The sequence below is a fragment of the Pseudomonas sp. BGA-UO-ETr-WB11 genome, from assembly GCF_059567785.1.
This window is the reverse complement of the sequence record NZ_JCAQOS010000005.1, coordinates 71,025-88,804: the sequence shown is the minus strand read 5'-3', so window position 1 is coordinate 88,804 and position 17,780 is coordinate 71,025. Positions and strand designations below refer to the sequence as shown.

Here is a 17,780-nt window from a genome sequence, read left to right as displayed (position 1 = left end):
CCGACCTCAGGGTCGGCTTTTTGCTGCCTGTGATTTACCCAAACAAACAAGGCGCCCGCAGGCGCCTCGTTTGTTTGCCGCGCAGCGCTACAGCCCCAGCAAGCGCGCCAGCCCGATAGCCATCGGCGTCGCTTCAGGAAAGTTGAAACGTTGCAGCAGACGCTGATTATTGGCCCGCGAATGACGAATATCGCCTGCCCGTGCAGCCACATGATTGACTGCCGGCAAGCCACCCAGAAGCCCACTGATTTCAGCCAGCAACTGCTTGAGACTTGTCGCCCGGCCCAAGCCGACATTCACCGCGCCCGGCTCAACGCAAGGCTGCTCCAGCGCCTGCAGCAGCAACGTCACCAGATCGCCGACATAGACGAAATCACGGGTCTGCTCGCCGTCGCCGAATACCGTGATAGGCAGACCCTGCTGCGCCCGTTCGGTAAAGATGCTGATCACCCCCGAGTACGGCGAGGACGGATCTTGGCGCGGCCCGAAAATATTAAAAAAGCGAAACACCACCGGCTCCAGAGCGTGCTGACGGCGGTAAAAATCCAGGTACTGCTCGCTGGCCAATTTGTCCACGGCATAAGGCGTCAGCGGCGCCTTGGGCGTGTCTTCATCAATGGCCAAACCTTCGCCATTATTGCCGTACACCGCGGCGCTGGAGGCAAACAGCACGCGTTTGACCCCATGCGTGCGCATGGCTTCGCAGACATTCAAGGTGCCAATGAAGTTGCTCTGATGGGTGCTTACCGGATCGTCCACCGAGGCTTGCACCGAGGCCACCGCCGCCAGATGCACCACTGCGCGACAGCCCTGCATGCAGCGCTGCACCAACGGGGCATCGGCCACGTCGCCCTCGATCAGCTCGATACGCGAATGGTCCATGGGCAAATTTTCTGGCTTGCCCGTGGACAGATTGTCCAGCACGCGCACCGCATAACCCTTGGCCAGCAAGGCATCGGCCAGATGGGAGCCGATGAAGCCGGCACCGCCGGTGATCAGGATAGGTGCGTCAGACATGCCGGTAATATCGATCCAGTAAATGCGGCAAGGCCGTGCGCCAGGCGCGCGGCTTGACCCCAAAGGTGTGCAGGATTTTCTTGCAGGCCAGTACCGCATGCTGCGGTTCATCGGCCACATCAGGGCGCGAGGCATGGGCCTGCGGCTTGATTTCATCGAGCAACAGGCTGCGAAATGCCCGCGCTTCGCTCAATACCGCCTGACCCAGCGCCAGTGAGGTAGTCGCCTCTTGGCCGCCGTAGTGGTAAGTGCCCCACAGCGGCGCCTGGCAATCAAGCTGCTTCAACACCGCCAGAATCACCCGCGCAGCATCGTCTACCGGCGTCGGGTTGCCCCGGCGGTCGTCGGCCAACAGCAATTCGGTATCACGCTCGGCCCGCTGCAGAAAGCGCCCAAGCAGCCCCTGCGCACTGTCGTCCAGCAACCAGCCAAAACGCAGCAACACATGCCGCGGGCACGTAGCGCGCACGCTTTGCTCAATGCGCCACAAGGCCTGGCCGCGCACGCCCAGGGGCAGCGGTTCATCTTTTTCGCTGTAGGCCGTGGCGCGCGCGCCATCGAACACGCGGTAACTGGAAGGCTGCAAAAGCAGAATGCTGTGGTGCTGACAGAGCTCGGCCAGACGCTCAACGGCCCGTTCTTGCGGCGCAAAGCGCGCTTCGCTGGCGGTCTCGGCCTGAAACCAGTCGTGGTAATAGGCCAGGTTGATCAACGCATCCGGGCGGGTGTCATCAATCAACTGAGTCAGGCTGGCCGCATCCCAACCGGAGTCCGGTGGGCGCGGCGCGAGGAAGCCAATGTCTTCCTCGGCGCCCTGGCGAATCAGCGCCTGGCCAAGGGCATTGCCACCGCCCAACAGCATGAGGCGCATATGCATGGTCGCGCGCTCAGTACTTAGAAGGGAATATCGTCATCGAAGCTGTCGTAATCCGGCGCCGGCTGGGCAGCCGGTTGCGGAGCCGGACGGGCTTCACGCGGTGCTTGCTGCTGCGGCTCGCGTTGCGGCGCTGGGCGCTGCTGACGCGGGGCGGCGTCGCCGCCTTCGTTGTTGTTGCGACCACCGAGCAACTGCATGGTGCCCTGCATGTCGACGACGATTTCCGTGGTGTAACGCTTGATGCCGTCTTTTTCCCACTCGCGGGTCTGCAGCTTGCCTTCGATGTACACCTGCGAACCTTTGCGCAGGTACTCGCCGGCGATCTCGGCGACCTTGCCGAACATGGCCACACGGTGCCATTCGGTCTTTTCGACCTTCTGCCCGGTTTGCTTGTCAGTCCACTGCTCGCTGGTAGCCAGGCTCAGGTTGGTGACCGCATTGCCGTTGGGCATGTAACGAACTTCCGGATCCTGACCACAGGTTCCGACCAAAATGACTTTGTTAACCCCACGGGCCATATCGCTCTCCTAGGCTGCCGCGCGTTCCGGCGCCTGCTCGATGAGGCGCTCAAGGGACGCACGGTCCAATAGTTCAGTATCTACTTTGATATAGACGGCCGATTCATCGGCCACCATGACGGCGTCGGTCACGCCCGACAGCGCCTTAAGACGTTCGACCAGCCCGCTATCGCCCGCCGCAGCAGGCGTCAACGGCAAGCGCAGACTGGTCACATACGGCGGTTCGCGCATAGTAACAGCAAACCCCAGCCACAGTGCACAGAGCGCCGCACAGCCGACAAACACCCAACTCAACCCGCCAACCTGAAACAACCAGCCGCCGAAAATACCGCCAACGGCGGCACCGAGAAACTGACTAGTGGAGTACACGCCCATCGCCGTGCCTTTGCCGCCAGCCGGTGCGACCTTGCTGATCAGCGAAGGCAAGGAGGCCTCCAGCAGGTTGAAGGCAGTGAAAAACGCGATGGTGCCCAGCACCAGCGCGCGCAGGCTGTCGCCGAAGGCCCAGAAGAACAGCTCACACAGCAGCAACACGCTGACCGCACCCAGCAGCACGCGTTTCATCTGCCGCTGCTTCTCGCCATAGATGATGAACGGAATCATGGCGAAGAAGCCCACCAGCAGGGCCGTCAGGTAGACCCACCAATGCTCTTCCTTGGGCAAGCCGCCATTGGCCACCAGCGCCAGCGGCAAAGCAACGAAGCTGGCCATCAGGATCGCGTGCAGAACGAAAATACCGAGGTCCAGACGCAACAGATCGGGATGACGCAGGGTCGCGCTCAGGGCTTGCTTGGCCACACCCGACTCACGGTGCTGCAACTGCGTACTGGCGCGCGGCACCACCAAGGCCACAATCAGCAGCCCGACGATGGCCATGGCGGCCGTGGCGAGAAACAGCCCTGACAAACCATAGGCGCGGGTCAGCAGCGGGCCGACCACCATCGCCACGGCAAACGACAAACCAATGCTCATGCCGATCATGGCCATGGCCTTGGTGCGATGCTGCTCGCGGGTCAGGTCCGAGAGCAGCGCCATCACTGCCGCCGAGATAGCCCCAGCGCCCTGCAGCACGCGGCCGGCAATCACACCCCAGATAGAGTCAGCCGACGCGGCGAGTACCGCGCCAGCAGCAAAAATCAGCAAGCCGACATAAATCACCGGCAAGCGGCCGATGCGGTCGGAAAGCATGCCGAACGGAATCTGCAATACCGCCTGAGTCAGGCCATAGGCACCGATGGCCAGGCCAATCAGTGCCGGCGTGGCGCCTTGCAGGTCCATGCCATAGGTCGCCAGCACGGGCAGGACCATGAACATGCCCAGCATGCGAAAGGCAAAGACCAACGCCAGCCCGCCGGCGGCGCGCGTTTCGCCAGCACTCATGCGCCCACTGTGCGGATCGTGCATCAACAAGCCCTCATTTAACCGGCGGCGATTCTATCAGCACCGCACTCTCCATCACAGGCGTGATGCTTTGCCGCTGCGTGTCTGCGGCCCGTATACTCATCGGTTTCCGCCCGCCATGCGAGGCCGCTGTTTGTGGACAAGATTCTGATTCGTGGGGCTCGAACCCATAACCTGAAAAACATCGACCTGACCCTGCCGCGCGACAAGCTGATCGTTATCACTGGTTTGTCTGGCTCGGGCAAATCCTCTTTGGCCTTCGACACCCTGTATGCCGAGGGCCAACGACGTTATGTCGAGTCCCTGTCGGCCTACGCCCGGCAGTTTTTGTCGATGATGGAAAAGCCCGATGTCGACACCATCGAAGGCCTGTCGCCGGCCATTTCCATCGAGCAGAAGTCCACCTCGCACAACCCGCGCTCGACTGTCGGCACCATCACCGAGATCTACGACTACCTGCGCCTGCTGTACGCCCGCGTTGGCATTCCGCGTTGCCCGGAACACGACGTACCGCTGGAGGCGCAAACCGTCAGCCAGATGGTCGATCAGGCCCTGGCGCTGCCCGAAGGACGCAAGCTGATGCTGCTGGCGCCGGTGATTCGCGAACGCAAGGGCGAGCACCTGTCGGTCTTTGAAGAGCTGCGCGCCCAAGGCTTTGTCCGCGCCCGCGTCAACGGCAAGCTCTATGAGCTGGACGAACTGCCCAAACTGGACAAACAGAAGAAACACTCCATCGACGTGGTGGTGGACCGCTTCAAGGTGCGCGCGGACCTGCAGCAGCGCCTGGCTGAATCCTTCGAAACCGCCCTCAACCTGGCCGACGGCATCGCCCTGATTGCGCCCATGGATGACGAGCCGGGCGAAGAGATGATCTTCTCCGCGCGTTTCGCCTGCCCCCATTGCGGCCATTCAATCAGCGAGCTGGAACCCAAGCTGTTTTCCTTCAACAACCCCGCCGGCGCCTGCCCCACGTGCGACGGCCTGGGGGTCAAGCAGTTCTTTGACATCAAGCGCCTGGTCAACGGTGAGTTGACCCTGGCCGAGGGCGCCGTGCGCGGCTGGGACCGGCGCAACGTCTATTACTTCCAGATGCTCGGCTCGCTGTCTGCTCATTACGACTTCAGCCTGGAAGTACCCTTCGAAGAGCTCAGCGCCAGCCAACAGAAAATGATCCTGTTTGGTAGCGGCAGCGAGAATGTCGACTTCCGCTACCTCAACGACCGCGGCGATATCGTCAAACGCGCCCACCCGTTTGAGGGCATCGTCCCCAATCTGGAACGACGCTACCGCGAGACTGAATCCCAGAGCGTGCGCGAAGAGCTGGGCAAGCTGCTTAGCACCCAGCCGTGCCCGGATTGCCGGGGCACCCGTTTGCGCCGCGAAGCCCGGCATGTCTGGGTGGGCGAACGCACCCTGCCCGCCGTGACCAGCCTGCCGATTGGCGATGCCACCGAGTACTTCGCCAGCCTGGCGCTGACCGGGCGCCGCGGTGAAATCGCTGCGAAGATCCTCAAGGAAATTCGCGAGCGCCTGCAGTTTCTGGTCAACGTCGGTCTCGACTACCTGACCCTCGACCGCAGCGCCGACACCCTGTCCGGCGGCGAAGCCCAGCGCATTCGCCTGGCCAGCCAGATCGGCGCCGGCCTGGTCGGCGTCATGTATATCCTCGACGAGCCATCCATCGGCTTGCACCAGCGCGACAACGAGCGCCTGCTCGGCACCCTGCGCCACCTGCGCGACATCGGCAACACGGTGATCGTGGTCGAGCATGACGAGGACGCCATTCGCATGGCCGACTACGTGGTCGATATCGGCCCGGGTGCGGGCGTGCACGGCGGCCGCATCGTCGCCGAAGGCACCGCTGCCGAGGTGATGGCCCACCCAGACTCGCTGACCGGCAAGTACCTGTCCGGGCGCGAGAAGATTCGCTATCCGGCCAAGCGCACGCCGCGCAATCCCAAGCTGGCGCTGAAGATCAAAGGCGCACGCGGCAACAACCTGCGCAATGTTGATCTGGACATCCCGATTGGCTTGCTGACCTGTGTAACCGGCGTGTCCGGCTCAGGCAAATCAACTCTGATTAACAACACCCTGTTCCCCCTCGCGGCCACTGCCTTGAACGGCGCCACCACTCTGGAAGCGGCGGCCCACGACAGCTGCGATGGCCTGCAACACCTGGATAAGGTGGTCGACATCGACCAGAGCCCGATCGGCCGTACGCCACGCTCCAATCCGGCCACCTATACGGGTCTGTTCACACCGATCCGCGAACTGTTTGCCGGTGTACCGGAGTCGCGCTCGCGGGGCTACGGTCCAGGGCGCTTCTCCTTCAACGTCAAAGGCGGGCGTTGTGAAGCCTGCCAGGGCGACGGTTTGATCAAGGTAGAAATGCACTTTCTGCCGGACATCTACGTGCCCTGCGACGTGTGCAAGAGCAAGCGCTATAACCGCGAAACCCTTGAGGTCAAATACAAGGGCAAGAACATCCACGAAGTGCTGGAGATGACCATTGAAGAAGCCCGGCCGTTCTTCGAGGCCGTACCAGCGCTGGCGCGCAAACTGCAAACCCTGATTGATGTAGGCCTCTCGTACATCAAACTGGGACAGTCAGCGACCACCCTGTCCGGCGGTGAAGCGCAGCGGGTCAAGCTGTCACGGGAGCTGAGCAAGCGCGACACTGGCAAGACCCTCTACATCCTCGACGAACCCACCACCGGCCTGCACTTTGCCGATATTCAGCAACTGCTTGATGTACTGCACCGCCTGCGCGATCACGGCAACACCGTGGTGGTGATCGAGCACAACCTGGACGTGATCAAGACCGCCGACTGGCTGGTGGACCTGGGCCCTGAAGGCGGTTCAAAAGGCGGCCAGATCATTGCCGTGGGCACGCCGGAAGAAGTGGCAGAGATGCCGCAGTCGCACACCGGCTACTTCCTCAAGCCACTGCTGGCGCGTGATCGCAGCTGATTCTTTCCGCTCGACAGGGTTGAGTTCGGCGCTTAGCGCCGAACTCTGCTCCCCTCTCCCGTGTCCGTAGGAGCGGCTTCGGCCGCGAACCCAGGGCCTATTTAGACGCTGCCCCCGGACACATGCTCGCCCGCAAAATCGCCAGTGCGGAGGCGAGGCGCGCAAATAAAAACACCCTGCGCAAGGCTAGCCTGCGCAGGGTGTCGGTTGACGCATGCATCAGCCCGGCAGATACCGGGCTGATGCTGGTCGAGGTGCGGGCTTAGTTGCCGTACACCGGCAGGCGCGCACAGACGGACTTGACCTTCTCGCGTACGGCGTCGATCACGGCGTCGTTGCTGAGGTCGGCGAGGATGTCGCAGATCCAGCCAGCCAGCTCGCGGCACTCAGCTTCCTGGAAGCCACGGGTGGTGACGGCCGGTGTACCGATGCGCAGACCGGAGGTAACGAACGGCGAACGTGGGTCGTTCGGCACGCTGTTCTTGTTCACGGTGATAAAGGCGCGACCCAGAGCGGCGTCGGCGTCTTTACCAGTGATGTCTTGCTTGATCAGCGAGAGCAGGAACAGGTGGTTCTGGGTGCCGCCGGAGACTACGTCAAAACCGCGCTCGATGAATACGCTCGCCATGGCCTGGGCGTTCTTCACCACTTGCTGCTGGTAGGTCTTGAACTCAGGCTGCAGGGCTTCTTTGAAGCACACGGCCTTGGCCGCGATCACGTGCTCCAGCGGGCCGCCTTGGCCGCCTGGGAATACTGCGGAGTTGAGCTTCTTCTCCAGCGCTTCGTTGGCACGGGCCAGAATCAGGCCGCCACGTGGACCGCGCAGGGTCTTGTGGGTAGTGGTGGTGACCACGTCGGCGAACGGCACCGGGTTCGGGTACACGCCAGCGGCAACCAGGCCAGCCACGTGGGCCATGTCGACGAACAGGAACGCACCAACCTTGTCGGCGATAGCGCGGAAGCGCGGGAAGTCCAGTACCTGCGAGTAAGCAGAGAAACCAGCGATGATCATCTTCGGCTGGTGCTCAACGGCCAGACGTTCAACTTCGTCGTAGTCGATCAGACCCGTGACGCTGTCGATGCCGTACTGCACGGCGTTGTAGATTTTGCCGGAGAAGCTGACGCTGGCGCCGTGGGTCAGGTGACCGCCGTGGGCCAGGCTCATGCCCAGTACGGTGTCACCCGGATTCAGCAGGGCCATGTACACGGCGCTGTTGGCCTGGCTGCCGGAGTGCGGCTGAACGTTGGCGTAGTCGGCACCGAACAGTTGCTTGGCGCGGTCGATGGCCAGTTTCTCAACCACGTCGACGTATTCGCAGCCGCCGTAATAACGCTTGCCCGGATAACCTTCGGCGTACTTGTTGGTCAGTACCGAGCCTTGGGCTTCCATCACCGCCGGGCTGGTGTAGTTTTCCGAGGCGATCAGCTCGATGTGCTCTTCCTGGCGCTGGGCTTCTTGCTCCATGGCGGCAAACAGGTCGGCATCGTAGTTGGCGAGAGTCGTTTCACGGCTGAACATGGTAATCCCCTGAGAAAAATCAGCTGGGCGGTTGAAAGAGGGTGCGGATTCTACCGCATCCGTCGCCGGCTGGCATATGAAGGTCAGTCATGTCGCGGACAAGTGGCGCTCACACGACGTAAAAACGGCCCGTACGGGCCGTTGCTGTTACGGCAACAGACCCTAGCTGAGCATAAACAGCGCGGTGCCGCTGAACTGGGCAGCGAACTGGGCCGCCGGCATCGGTCGGCCGAGCAGATAGCCCTGGATCTCGTCGCAATCGTGGTCGCGCAGGAAGTCCAGCTGGGCCTGGGTTTCCACCCCTTCGGCAATCACCGCCAGGTTCAAGCTGTGGGCCATGGCGATAATGGCGCGGGCGATCTGCGCATCCTGTTCGCCATCGGGCAGGCCGTCGACGAAGCTGCGGTCGATCTTCAGTACATCGATGGGGAACTGCTTGAGGTAATTGAGTGACGAGTAGCCAGTGCCGAAGTCGTCAATGGCAATGCCGACGCCCAGCTGTTTGAGGCGCACCAGGGTGCTGAGTGCCTGGTCGACGTCCTGCATTAACATGCTTTCGGTCATTTCCAGCTCCAGGGAGGCGGCGGCAATGCCGCTGCTGCGCAACGTCTCAGCCACCCGCTGTTCAAGCTGACCGTCGACGAATTGGCGAGCAGACAGGTTGATGGAGATTTTCGGCAGACGCACTTCGGCACGCTGCCAGGCCATGAACTGGCGGCAGGCCTCGGCCAGCACCCAGTCACCGACTTGCACCACCAGCCCCAGCTCTTCCAGCACCGGGATAAAGTCATCCGGCGGCACCAGACCGCGGCGCGGGTGCTGCCAGCGCAACAGGGCTTCGGCGCCGATCAGGCGCTTGCCGTCGCCGGAGAATTGCGGCTGGTAATAGAGGATGAACTCGCCCTGCTCTAGAGCGTGGCGCAGGTCGCTTTCCAGCTCCAGGCGCTCAAGGGCCGTGGCGTTCATGTCCGCCTGGTAGAACTGGAAGTTGTTCTTGCCGCGATCCTTGGCGTGGTACATCGCCGTGTCGGCGTTCTTCATCAACTGGCTCAGCTCTTGGCCGTCTTGCGGGCTGAGGGCGATACCGATGCTGGCGGTGACGAAGAACTCACGGCCTTCGAGGATAAAGGCTCGCGTCAGACTGGCGAGAATCAGCTCAGCCACATGGATGGCGCGGTTCAGTGCGCCCTCACGGGTGCTGCGCGCCTGCAGCAGCAAGGTGAACTCGTCGCCACCCATGCGCGCCACCGTGTCGTCTTCGCTGACACACCCCAGCAGCCGCCGAGCCACGTCCTGCAACATGCGGTCGCCGGCCGCATGACCGAGGGAGTCGTTGATCGGCTTGAAGCGGTCGAGGTCGAGGAACATCAGCACCACCCACTGCTGATGCCGGTCGGCGGCCTGCAACGCGGTGTGCAGGCGGTCCTGAAACAACGTGCGATTGGGCAGCAGGGTCAGCGGGTCGTAGTAGGCCAGGCGGTGGATACGTTGCTCGCTGGCCTTGCGCTCGCTGATATCGCTGAAGAACGCCACATAGCTGACCAGATCACCTTCATCGTCCTGCACCGCAGTGATGCCGACCCAGGCCGGGTAGTCGCCACCCGTTTTGCGCTTGAGGCGCACCTCACCTTCCCAACTGCCGCTGTGGCGCAGCTGGTCGAAGATAAAGTGCAGTTGCTCGGCGGGCACCTGGGTGCTGGTCAGCAGGCTGGGCAGTTGATCCAGGGCGTCGCTGCTGGCGTAGCCACTGATGCGACTGAAGGCTTCGTTGACCTGAACGATATAGCCCGCCGGGTCGGTGACCAGAATGGCCGCGGTCGAGTGCTCGAACACCGTGGCCGCCATACGCAAGTCTTTGGTTGCCTGGCGCTGCTGGCTGATGTCGCGGCCAATACCGAGCAGGCCTTCGAAGCGACCGTACTCATCCCACATCAGGGTCATGCTCAATTCAGTGGGAATCTTTAGGCCGTTGGCGTGCAGGCAGTCGAACATGAACAACTGGGTCGGCAGCTCGCTGCGCAGGCGCGCCAACAACGCTGGCTCACGGAGCCCTTGGCGAATCTGCGCCAGCAGCTGATAGACGCTATCCAGCTGACTGCGGTTAGCGGCAGTGGCAAAGAAACCGTGCTGCATGATCCACTCGGTGCTGTAGCCCAGGGTCTGCTCCACCGACGGGCTGACGTAGACCAACTCAAGCTGCCGATCGGTGGAGAAAATCACGTTGCTGGTGCTTTCTGCCAACTGCCGATAGCGCCGTTCGCTTTCGCGCAACGATTCGCTGGCCTCGATCTGCTCGGTGACATCCTTGGCGATGCCAATCAGACGGCTGACCCGGCCGTGACTGTCGCGACTCAGGGCCTGCTCGCGGATCTCGAACCAGTGCCAACTGCCGTCACGGTGACGCCAGCGCAACTGGCATTGCAGCAACTGCCCATCGCTGACCACCTGCTGCAAGCTACGCATACGGCCGTAAAGTTCCTGGTCATCGGGGTGGAGGATTTTCTCCCACAAGCGATCGCCCAGTTGACGCATCTCGGTCTTGCTGTAGCCCAGCTGCGGGCCCAGGTGGTTGTTGCTGAACATCACCCGCTTGCCGGGGATGTCATGCACGTACAGGGTGTCGGGAATGGCCTTGACCACATCCGACCAGAAGTTCTCCCGCTCGATCAGCGACAGCTCGATGCGTTTGCGGGTGGTGATATCGCTGATGCTGAGGGTGACGGCGTGGTAGTCCTCGATCAGCTCCGGCAATTGCATCACCAGCCACAGGTAGCGCATATGGCCCTGGGCGGTGTTGATCTTGATTTCGGCCTCCAGCTGACGCTGGCCGCTGAGGGCACAGCTGATCAGTTGCTGACGAATCCCGCCGTCGCGCAACGGCCCATGGCCGATCAACAACTGCCAGGTTTCCTCAGCCGAGGAAACCCCAAGCAGGCGCTCGGTCACACGGTTGATTTCACTGACCCGCAGGCAATCCAGCAGCCCCGCATGAGCGTGCGGATTGGCCCTGATCCATTGCGCCAGATTGTCCTGACTACTGAGGCCGAGCGCCTGCAGATGTGCATGCAAGCCGGACAGGTCGAGCACGCAGAGCGCCGTGCCGGTGCCCTCAAAGATTTCCTGATAGCGCCGCTGGGTTTGCTCCAAGCCTCGGCGTGCCTGCTGTTCGGCACTGACATCGCGTAGCATCCAAACGTAGCCACGGTGCGCATCGGCATCACCCAACGCGCTGCGACTAACGCTGAACGTGCCCGGCCGACCGTTATCCGCCAACTCAAGCAGAAACGCCTGGGCGTCACTCCCCTCGCTGAGGTCATGCTGGCGCAGAGCCAGGCCTGGCAGCAGCGTATCCAGGTGAACGCCACGGACTTGGTCGAAAGTTTTCCCCAGCAGCTGTTCGGCCTGTGGATTGAGGTAGCTGATGCGGCCCTGATCGTCCGTCAGCAACACGCGCTCCTCGATTGAACCAAGGGCGATGGCAGCTTGATCGAGCGCGCGGCGCGAAGTGGCGTGACTGGCGCGCAGCCAGCGCTGCTCGCGTTGCAGCACCGTGAGGGTAATCACGGTCATGGCGCTGCAGGCGAGAAACAACAGCAACTTGCCAAGCAGAGCGGGCAGCAGTTGAGCGCGCAACTGGGCGACATCCAGCAGGCCACGCAACTGCCAGTTGCTGTTAGCCAAGGGCATGACGCGAGTGCTGTGGGCGGCGGCGAGGCTATCGTCGACATGCACGGCGCTTTGGGCGATCAGGCGTGCGCCCGTTCGCTCTTCGAGGCGCCAGTGCTGATGCTCAGGCACCTGCTGCGGCAACAACCGCGGCAAGGCGTCCGGCGCCAGGCGCGCAACCCAGAAACCGCCCGGCCGCACGCTGGCGGGCTGGCGAAACAGCAGGTACAGCGGGCTATCCGCCTGGGGCCCGCGACTTAGGTAATAGGCTTGCTCACCCGCGTGCGCTGGCAGACTGAGCAGGTAAGGCACGTCATCTGGGGCTGCGGCACTGTCGGCCAGCAGGCCGCCTTCAGGGCTGAGCCAGACCAGACTGCGCAGTTCCGGCCATACGCCTTGCAAGCGCTGGAGCAACGCATTGCTCTGCTCGCCGGGTGCTGGGCGCAGGGCATGCTGACGCAACAATTCGAGGGTGCTTTGCACCTGCAATTCGAGGTTCAGGGCCAACTGGCCGCTGATTTGCGCGGCGTAGTCGTAGCTGCGCTGGCGTTGATGCTGCAGTTGCTGAGCAAACTCCTGGCGCAGCTGCCAGAGCAGCAACGCCGCCATAGTCAGCAGCAAGCCGAGCAACAGGCCTTTGAACCAGCGGCTTTGCGGCGGTGTGCGGCGATCATCCGTGGGCGACGCAGAAGACGTGATGACGGGCTCGAGCACTTAAGGCGTGATCCTGCAAAAACAGCTGCAATAAAGAGGACGGCGTTACTGTGACAGTAGTCGGCTTCGCGCGGGGCGCCAAGCATGCCTTGAAGTGTGGCCAAGTGCCAGCTGTGCCGACGAGTGCCGCGGCCTTCTGCGGCGCTGTTGCCGTGACGCTCTGGTGCGTGCCGCACGGCGCTCGCGGTTTGCCCTGCAGGCCGCATTCCGGTAGCTTTGGCCCATGCGCGCGAGGTGGTTTTCTCGCCTGGGCGCGTTCCTTTTTCTCTGTCACGGGCACGCGTTAATCCATGGCTCAATACGTCTACACCATGCACCGGCTGTGCAAAGTAGTACCGCCGAAGCGGGAAATCCTGAAGAACATTTCCCTGTCCTTTTTCCCTGGCGCCAAGATCGGCGTGCTCGGCCTCAACGGCTCAGGCAAGTCCACCCTGCTGAAGATCATGGCGGGCGTCGACACCGAGTTCGACGGCGAAGCCCGGCCGATGCCAGAGCTGAATGTCGGCTACCTGCCGCAAGAGCCGCAGCTCGACCCGAGCAAGACCGTGCGTGAAGTGGTCGAAGAAGCGGTCAGCGTAATCAAGGACGCCCAGGCGCGTCTCGACGAGGTCTATGCCGCTTACGCCGATCCGGATGCCGATTTCGACAAGTTGGCCGCCGAACAAGCCAAGCTGGAAGCCATCCTCCAGGCCGGCGACGGCCACAACCTTGAGCGCCAGCTGGAAGTCGCCGCCGATGCCCTGCGCCTGCCCGCCTGGGATGCCAAGGTCGAGCACCTCTCCGGTGGTGAGAAGCGCCGCGTGGCCCTCTGCCGCCTGCTGCTGTCGGCCCCCGACATGCTGCTGCTGGACGAACCGACCAACCACCTGGATGCCGACTCGGTAGCCTGGCTGGAGCACTTCCTGCACGACTTCCCGGGCACAGTGGTAGCGATCACCCACGACCGTTACTTCCTGGATAACGTCGCCGGCTGGATTCTCGAACTCGACCGCGGCCAGGGCATCCCTTACGAGGGCAACTACTCCGGCTGGCTGGAAGCCAAGTCCGACCGCCTAGCCCAGGAGTCCAAGCAGCAGTCGGCCCATGAAAAGGCCATGAAGGACGAGCTGGAATGGGTGCGCAAAGGCGCCAAGGCGCGCCAGTCGAAGTCCAAGGCCCGCTTGCAGCGCTTCGAGGAAATGCAGTCGCAGGAATTCCAGAAGCGCAGCGAAACCAACGAGATCTACATCCCGGCCGGCCCGCGCCTGGGTGACAAGGTCATCGAGTTCAAAAACGTGTGCAAGGGCTATGGCGACCGCATGCTGATCGACAACCTGTCGTTCAGCATGCCCAAAGGCGCCATCGTCGGCGTGATCGGCGGCAACGGTGCCGGTAAGTCGACCCTGTTCCGCATGCTGATGGGCAAGGAGCAACCAGACTCAGGCAGCATCGAAGTCGGCGAAACCGTGCAACTGGCCTGCGTTGATCAGAGCCGCGACGACCTCGACGGCAAGAAGACCGTGTGGGAAATGGTTTCCGACGGTTCCGACATGATCAAAATCGGCAACTACGAGATCCCGTCGCGCACCTATGTGGGCCGCTTCAACTTCAAGGGCGGCGACCAACAGAAGTTCGTCAAGGACCTCTCCGGCGGTGAACGCGGCCGCCTGCACCTGGCCCTGACCCTGAAAGAAGGCGCCAACGTGCTGCTACTGGACGAACCGTCCAACGACCTCGACGTAGAAACCCTGCGCTCCCTGGAAGAAGCCCTGCTCGACTTCCCTGGCGCCGCCATTGTGATCTCTCACGATCGCTGGTTCCTTGACCGCGTAGCGACCCATATCCTCGCTTATGAGGATGACTCGCAAGCGGTGTTCTTCGAAGGCAACTACACCGAGTACGAAGCCGATCGCAAAAAACGCCTCGGCGACGCCGCGTCCCAGCCGCACCGGGTACGCCACAAAAAACTGGCGTGATGCACACCAGTGAATAAAAAGCGGAGCCTCAGGGCTCCGCTTTTTATTGGGCATGGCATAACACTGCGCCAATTTTGTTAGGCATGGGGAGTTTTCAGCTTGCCTGATGCCGGTGCTGCTTGCTAAAAAGACCACCAGATAAGCCGGTGTAGCTCAGTCGGTAGAGCAGCGCACTCGTAACGCGAAGGTCGTAGGTTCGATTCCTATCTCCGGCACCACTCAAAATAAAAGGCCCGCTGCGATGCGGGCCTTTTATTTTGAGCTGACGTTCAACTCAGTGCGCACATTCAACCCACCAGACGAACCTGACCACCTACTGAAGACAGTCGGCGGCCTCACGCCATCAGCACAGCAAACTGCAGCGGCAGACGCACGTGACGGGACCAACTGCTCGGACGCTCGTTAACCAGCCACAGCTTTTGCCTCGGTCAAAAAACCTGGAGACCAGCGAGCATCTGTCGCGGGGGCACGCAGGCAAAACACCTTCATGTGTATCGCAATTTCGATGAGGCCTCTCGCCTGCGGTTCGAGGGAGATCAGTTAAAAACCAAACAACTTTCGCGAAAATTAAAGCCTCGCGCATTACACATCTACATATATCTCGCACTTTCAAACTCTGACTTTGGAATAAGAAATGCGAACAACCTCAAGAAAAAGAAATTTTAAACTCCGCCGACTTCATTGCCGCTTGACCGACCGAATCATAATTCAGCCCCTAGAAAAACCCTGTCACCCCCCAGCTTCGCAAAGTCGCCGCCCTGCAACAAAAAAATTATTTCGATGCATTTTTCGAGAAAGGATTTTTTCAGAAAATTCCTAGTTGCCCGACACGCCATGCCGGGCTAGGATGCCCACCTCATAAGGATATGCACACATTTATGCGCAGTTGAGTGCGCAACTTATTGCACAACTCTTCACGTAACAAGCTGCGCAGAAAATTGCGCAACTTATTGCTCGACCGCTGTCAAAAACACAACCTTCGGCGTGTGGAAATTGCACACAACGACAATAGAGTCATGGAATGACCTATTCAAACAAGCTCACCACTCGCTATTTAGAGCTGGCAAAACTCCCTATTAACGAAGGGAACTTTGCCGGTAATGATGTGCGTTATTCCAGCGAATACGAAGTTCTCGAAAACGAGCTAAGTAAGGCCGCGGCGCTGCATGAAACCACAGCAATTGACTGGCAAAAAGTCCGCGAAAACAGCGAGATACTGCTCAGCACCCACTCCAAGGATTTGCGTGTAGCCGCCTGGCTGATCTGGGGCCTTTACCAGCGCGAATCCTTCCCCGGCCTGCAGGCCGGTTTCAGCCTGTTGCACTACCTGTGTCTGAACCATTGGAGCGAGCTGCACCCACGCAAGGCTCGTACCCGTGCCGCTGCCATCAGCTGGCTGATCCCGCGCCTGGAACAGGCGCTGGCCGAGCACGTACCGATTGGCGAGCAACTGGCGCTGTTTCGCAGCCTGGCTGACCAACTACGCACCCTGGAAGCCTGTCTGGCCGAACATCTGGGTGAAGATGCGCCACTGCTATTGCCGCTATGCCGACGCCTGGATGAGCTGGTCAAGCGCGCCAGCCAGGGTCAGCCGGAGCCAGGTTCCGTCGGTGCAGCAATTGCCCAGGTCAAGCAGGCCGCCAGCCAGATGCTAACCCCCGGCGCACCGGTAGAAAGTGAAAAAGAAGCACACAAAAGCCTGCGCAGCCTGCAGGACCATGCCCGCCCGCTGTGCGCCTACTGGCTGAAACAAAAAGCCAGTGACCTGCGCGCCCTGCGCTTAGCCCGCACCCTGCTCTGGCTGCCCATCGACAGCCTGCCAGAACGCAACAGCGAACAGATTACCGCCCTGCGCGGCCTGCCAACCGACAAGCTGACCGGCTATCAGGAGCGTTACCAGAACGCTCAGTACGCCGATCTGCTCGTTGACCTAGAGGCGAGCATCGCCCGCGCGCCCTTCTGGCTCGACGGCCAGCATCTGGTCTGGCAGTGCTTGCATGAGTTGGACGCCGAGCAGGCGATGCGTGAAGTGGAAATCCAGCTTGCGCTGTTTATGCAGCGCATGTGCGGCCTGGAAGAACTGCGTTTCCACGACGGCAGCGCCTTTGCCGATGCGCAAACCCGCGCCTGGCTCAGCTCTCACGTGATGCCGCATGTGCAGGCTCCGGTCAGCGAAAACGCCCCCATAGCCAACGACGGCAACAGCCTGCCGGCCTGGGAGATCGCCCTGCAGGAAGTGTTGCCTAAGCTGCGCAAGGACGGCCTGAAATCCGCCGTGCAGCAACTCAAGCTCGGCCTGGCCAAGGCACGCGGCGGGCGCGAACGCTTCTTCTGGCAACTGACCCTGGCGCGCCTGTGTTACAGCGCAAAGAAATACGAACTGGCCAAGACTCAACTCGAATCGCTTGACCAGGCGCTACAGGCCACCGGCCTCGGCGACTGGGAACCCGATCTCGCCCTGGACGTACTGCGCATGCTGCACAGCTGCTGTGAGCTGCTGCCGCAGAACCACGCCGTGCGTGAAAGCAAGGAAGAGATCTACCGCAGGTTGTGCCACCTCGATCTTGAAGTGGTGCTGGAGTAGGCGCGAACGCGTCCAAAGGCCCTCGGGCCATAACCATAAAGGAGAATGACCATGGCCAAAGAAGGCTCGGTAGCCCCCAAAGAACGCATCAACGTCACGTTCAAACCCGCTACCGGCGGTGCCCAAGAAGAGATCGAGCTGCCCCTAAAACTGATGGTTCTGGGTGACTTCACCCAGCGCGCCGACGATCGCAAGATCGAAGACCGCAAGCCAATCAGCATCGACAAAAACAGCTTCGACGAGGTGCTGGCCAAGCAGGAGCTCAACCTGACGTTTGCCGTACCAAATCGCCTACAAGACGACGCCGAAGGCGACGACATGGCCGTACAGCTACGCATCAACTCGATGAAGGACTTCAACCCGGCCAATGTCGTCGATCAGGTCCCTGAGCTGAAAAAGCTGATGGAGCTGCGCGACGCCCTGGTTGCTCTGAAAGGCCCACTGGGCAACGCCCCGGCCTTTCGCAAGGCCATCGAAAGCGTGCTGGCGGACGACGACTCGCGTGATCGCGTGCTCGGCGAACTCGGCCTGGCGGCCCAAGCCAAGCTGGACTCCTGAT

The 17,780-nt window shown here is 61.5% G+C and carries 10 protein-coding genes and 1 tRNA gene; 5 read left to right on the top strand and 6 right to left on the bottom strand.

What is annotated here, in order from left to right; translation table 11 throughout:
* Positions 1 to 87: 87 nt before the first annotated feature.
* From AC56DI_RS05795 to AC56DI_RS05780, 4 genes are read right to left on the bottom strand one after another with little or no spacing between them, the layout of a single operon-like run.
* Complete coding sequence (locus tag AC56DI_RS05795; RefSeq protein ID WP_496345309.1) at positions 88 to 1,017, bottom strand: NAD-dependent epimerase/dehydratase family protein; 930 nt, start codon at positions 1,015 to 1,017, stop codon at positions 88 to 90.
* Positions 1,010 to 1,894: a sugar nucleotide-binding protein gene (locus tag AC56DI_RS05790; RefSeq protein ID WP_496345308.1), complete on the bottom strand. Its 885-nt coding sequence runs from the start codon at positions 1,892 to 1,894 to the stop codon at positions 1,010 to 1,012. Before AC56DI_RS05790 ends, AC56DI_RS05795 begins: the two co-directional genes overlap by 8 nt.
* A gap of 17 nt (positions 1,895 to 1,911) precedes the next feature.
* Positions 1,912 to 2,412 (bottom strand): single-stranded DNA-binding protein, encoded by a 501-nt coding sequence (locus AC56DI_RS05785; protein WP_324518726.1) that lies wholly within the window; start codon positions 2,410 to 2,412, stop codon positions 1,912 to 1,914.
* A gap of 9 nt (positions 2,413 to 2,421) precedes the next feature.
* Entirely contained in the window at positions 2,422 to 3,816 is a 1,395-nt protein-coding gene (locus tag AC56DI_RS05780) for an MFS transporter (protein WP_496345307.1), read from the bottom strand.
* Between the two features lie 132 nt (positions 3,817 to 3,948).
* On the opposite strand from AC56DI_RS05780, the gene uvrA reads away from it, so the two are divergent.
* Positions 3,949 to 6,783, top strand: coding sequence for an excinuclease ABC subunit UvrA (uvrA, locus tag AC56DI_RS05775; protein ID WP_496345306.1), 2,835 nt, complete (start codon positions 3,949 to 3,951; stop codon positions 6,781 to 6,783).
* Between the two features lie 262 nt (positions 6,784 to 7,045).
* On the opposite strand, the gene glyA is transcribed toward uvrA, so the two are convergent.
* The gene (glyA, locus tag AC56DI_RS05770; RefSeq protein WP_496345305.1) at positions 7,046 to 8,302 is read right to left on the bottom strand and encodes a serine hydroxymethyltransferase; all 1,257 of its coding nucleotides are present in this window, start codon (positions 8,300 to 8,302) and stop codon (positions 7,046 to 7,048) included.
* A 162-nt stretch (positions 8,303 to 8,464) separates the two neighbouring features.
* Positions 8,465 to 12,682, bottom strand: coding sequence for an EAL domain-containing protein (locus tag AC56DI_RS05765; RefSeq protein WP_496345304.1), 4,218 nt, complete (start codon positions 12,680 to 12,682; stop codon positions 8,465 to 8,467).
* A gap of 290 nt (positions 12,683 to 12,972) precedes the next feature.
* Between AC56DI_RS05765 and ettA the strand changes: the two genes are divergently transcribed.
* From ettA to tssB, 4 genes are all read left to right on the top strand, one after another.
* The gene (gene ettA / locus AC56DI_RS05760; protein WP_324517291.1) at positions 12,973 to 14,637 is read left to right on the top strand and encodes an energy-dependent translational throttle protein EttA; all 1,665 of its coding nucleotides are present in this window, start codon (positions 12,973 to 12,975) and stop codon (positions 14,635 to 14,637) included.
* A gap of 142 nt (positions 14,638 to 14,779) precedes the next feature.
* Positions 14,780 to 14,855: transfer RNA gene (locus tag AC56DI_RS05755), tRNA-Thr, on the top strand.
* 803 nt (positions 14,856 to 15,658) lie between these two features.
* Positions 15,659 to 17,221 carry a type VI secretion system protein TssA gene (gene tssA / locus AC56DI_RS05750; protein WP_496345303.1) on the top strand — a complete coding sequence of 521 codons (1,563 nt, stop codon included), beginning with the start codon at positions 15,659 to 15,661 and terminating at the stop codon, positions 17,219 to 17,221.
* 51 nt (positions 17,222 to 17,272) lie between these two features.
* Positions 17,273 to 17,779: a type VI secretion system contractile sheath small subunit gene (tssB, locus tag AC56DI_RS05745; RefSeq protein WP_496345302.1), complete on the top strand. Its 507-nt coding sequence runs from the start codon at positions 17,273 to 17,275 to the stop codon at positions 17,777 to 17,779.
* The last annotated feature ends 1 nt before the right edge of the window (position 17,780 follow it).

Excerpts from the sequence above, each read along its gene's own strand:
- AC56DI_RS05795 (WP_496345309.1), bottom strand. The coding sequence starts at position 1,017 with ATGTCTGACGCACCTATCCTGATCACCGGCGGTGCCGGCTTCATCGGC.
- tssB (WP_496345302.1), top strand. The coding sequence starts at position 17,273 with ATGGCCAAAGAAGGCTCGGTAGCCCCCAAAGAACGCATCAACGTCACG.
- AC56DI_RS05790 (WP_496345308.1), bottom strand. The coding sequence starts at position 1,894 with ATGCATATGCGCCTCATGCTGTTGGGCGGTGGCAATGCCCTTGGCCAG.
- glyA (WP_496345305.1), bottom strand. The coding sequence starts at position 8,302 with ATGTTCAGCCGTGAAACGACTCTCGCCAACTACGATGCCGACCTGTTT.
- tssA (WP_496345303.1), top strand. The coding sequence starts at position 15,659 with ATGACCTATTCAAACAAGCTCACCACTCGCTATTTAGAGCTGGCAAAA.
- ettA (WP_324517291.1), top strand. The coding sequence starts at position 12,973 with ATGGCTCAATACGTCTACACCATGCACCGGCTGTGCAAAGTAGTACCG.
- AC56DI_RS05780 (WP_496345307.1), bottom strand. The coding sequence starts at position 3,816 with ATGCACGATCCGCACAGTGGGCGCATGAGTGCTGGCGAAACGCGCGCC.
- AC56DI_RS05785 (WP_324518726.1), bottom strand. The coding sequence starts at position 2,412 with ATGGCCCGTGGGGTTAACAAAGTCATTTTGGTCGGAACCTGTGGTCAG.